The sequence below is a fragment of the Vescimonas sp. genome, assembly GCF_057856985.1.
Map to the genome: position 1 here is coordinate 1 of NZ_DBLZXX010000039.1, position 2,552 is coordinate 2,552.

A 2,552-nucleotide genomic window follows, 5' to 3' on the forward strand; every position below is an offset into this window, starting at 1 on the left:
GCTCTGATTTCTTTGTTTTTCTGCCCTATTTCTTCTTTGATACGACTAAAACGCCAGCTCTCGCATAACGAGAACTGGCGTTCTTTGACAGGCTGAAAAAACGGAGACGGTCAAAGACCGTCTCCGTTTTTTGCGTCATATCAGCCCCGCATGGCCGTCAGGCCCAGAATGATCTGCAGCAGCGCGAAGGCCAGCAGCAGCACGCCCGCGATCTTGCGGGACTTCTGCTTCTGGGCGATGTAGCCCATACCCAGCAGACCCATGGAGACCGCCAGCGAAAGAGCCGCCACCATCAGCGCCCAGGGCGCCGTCAGCACGCCGAACTTGCGCAGACCCCAGAAGATCACGGCGATCACCAGCAGGATCAGCTCCATCAGGGTCTTGCCATCCATTTTTCTCATATGTTGTTCCTCCCCTTGTTTCTTCTCTCTATCCTACCGCAAACGGCGGCAAAAGGCAAGAATTTTTCGTCACAGACCCAGCAGCTTGGCCTTCAGCACGGCGCACACCGTTTTGGCGTCCGTCACCTCGCCCTCCAGACACAGGCGGGCCAGCTGATCCAGCGGCATCCGCTCCACCGCCAGAAATTCATCCTCGTCCGGGTCGGTGGCTCCGTAGTGCAGATCCTGCGCCAGATAGAGGTACAGCACCTCGTCATAGCAGCCCGGCGAGGCGATCAGGCTGCCCAGCGGCGTCCAGGATTCGGCGATAGCGCCGGTCTCCTCCCGCAGCTCGCGGCGGGCGGTGACGAAGGGCTCCTCGCCCGGCTCCCGCTTTCCCGCGGGGATCTCCAGCAGCGTGCGGCCGAAGGCATAGCGGTATTGCCGCACCAGCAGCACCGTGCCGTCGGCCTCCAGCGCCAGAATGCCCACGCCGCCGGGATGCTCCACGATCTCACGGGTGGAGGTGTGGCCGTTGGGCAGCAGCACCCTGTCCCGCCGCACGTGGATGATGGCGCCGTCGTATATTTTTTCTGAAGAAAGCGTCTTTTCCGTCAGATCCATGGGGAGCCTCCTTATGTCATAGTGTGGGGATAGCGGCGGGCACATGGGCCCCGCTCTGCAGGTGTTTATCGGCGGTCATTTGATTGCCTCCCTCTGTGTAAGGGGAGGTGGCAAAAATCTTTGATTTTTGACGGAGGGGTTGTCGAATAACGGACAATCCCCCAGTCAGCCTTGCGGCTGACAGCCCCCTTTACACAAGGGGGCCAAGTACGAATGTCCACGGCTTTGCTCACCCGGAATACAGCAAAGGATTTTTCGACAAACTCAGTATACCATATACCGCCGCCGGCGGCAAGTATTTTCCGCCATAGGATGCAGCGGTTGCCCGTCCGCAGGCAACGGCTCCGTTCCCTTTTGTCAGGGGTAGAAGGGCGGCGCTCCCGCCCTTTTAGTCATGAAAGGAGGAAATCTCATGAGCAACATTCACATTGCCGTCAGCGGTGCGGACGCGGCGGTGACCCGGCCCGCCACGCTGACGGCGGGCATGGTGGGCGCGGCGGTGACGTTTTCGTTCTCCGGCGAGGCGTGGGCGGCGCTGGAGAAGATCGCCGTGTTCCGGGCAGGGAATGTCCGCCGGGACGTGACCGCCTGGGAGAACGGCACCTGCGCCATCCCCTGGGAATGCCTGCGGACGCCCGGCGAGCATCTGCTGGCGGGCGTGTACGGCGCGGACGGCGACGGCACGGTGGTGATCCCCACGGTGTACGCCGACTGCGGCGTGATCCAGCCGGGCGCAGACCCCACCGGCGACCCTGCCGCCGATCCCGACACGCCGTTTTTCACCCCCATGCTGGAGCGTGCCCTGGCGGAGGCCAAGGCCTCCGGCCTGTTTGACGGCGCGGCAGGCCCGGCAGGCGCCCCGGGCGCGAAGGGTGACAAGGGCGAGAAGGGCGATGCCTTCACCTATGCGGACTTCACGGCGGCGCAGCTGGCGGCGCTGAAGGGCGACCGGGGCGAAAAGGGGGAAAAGGGCGACAAAGGGGACACCGGCGCGAAAGGCCCCTCCGGTGACAGCTACACCGTGCTGGGACTGTACGCCACGCTGGCGGCCTTGCAGACCGCCCATCCCACCGGCAGCGCCGGACAGGCGTGGTTCGTGGGCACGGCGGACAGCAACGCCGTGTACCAGTGGGACGTGGACAAGGCCGCATGGATCAACGTAGGCGCACTGAAAGGCCCGAAAGGCGACACCGGCCCTGCCGGAGCCGATGGTGCTCCCGGCGCGAAGGGCGACACGGGCGCGCAAGGCCCCAAGGGTGACCCCGGCGAAAAGGGCGCCACCTTCACCTACGCGGACTTCACGGCGGCGCAGTTGGCGGCGCTGAAGGGCGAGAAGGGCGACAAGGGTGACACCGGCCCCCAAGGCCCCAAGGGCGACGGGGTGGAGGTGTCCGGCAGCAAGGGTCAGTATCTGGGCTTCACCGATACCGACACGCTGGGCGCGGTAAGCCTGCCCAGCGCCAGCACCGGCAGCAAGGGCATCACTTATCTGGTGGACAGCTACGAGCGCACCGACACCGACAAGGCCGTCACCCCCAAGGCGCTGAA

3 protein-coding genes are annotated in these 2,552 nt (G+C 64.2%); 1 reads left to right on the plus strand and 2 read right to left on the minus strand.

The features are described 5' to 3' along the window. Window positions 1-140: 140 nt before the first annotated feature. Window positions 141-401: a hypothetical protein gene (locus ACZM22_RS11095; RefSeq protein ID WP_489544115.1), complete on the minus strand. Its 261-nt coding sequence runs from the start codon at window positions 399-401 to the stop codon at window positions 141-143. A 69-nt stretch (window positions 402-470) separates the two neighbouring features. After that, window positions 471-1,004, minus strand: a complete 534-nt coding sequence (locus ACZM22_RS11100) for an NUDIX domain-containing protein (RefSeq protein WP_484427239.1) — start codon at window positions 1,002-1,004, stop codon at window positions 471-473. 412 nt (window positions 1,005-1,416) lie between these two features. Between ACZM22_RS11100 and ACZM22_RS11105 the strand changes: the two genes are divergently transcribed. Further along, on the plus strand, window positions 1,417-2,552 hold a 1,136-nt coding region (locus ACZM22_RS11105), incomplete at its 3' end, for a collagen-like triple helix repeat-containing protein (RefSeq protein WP_489544116.1).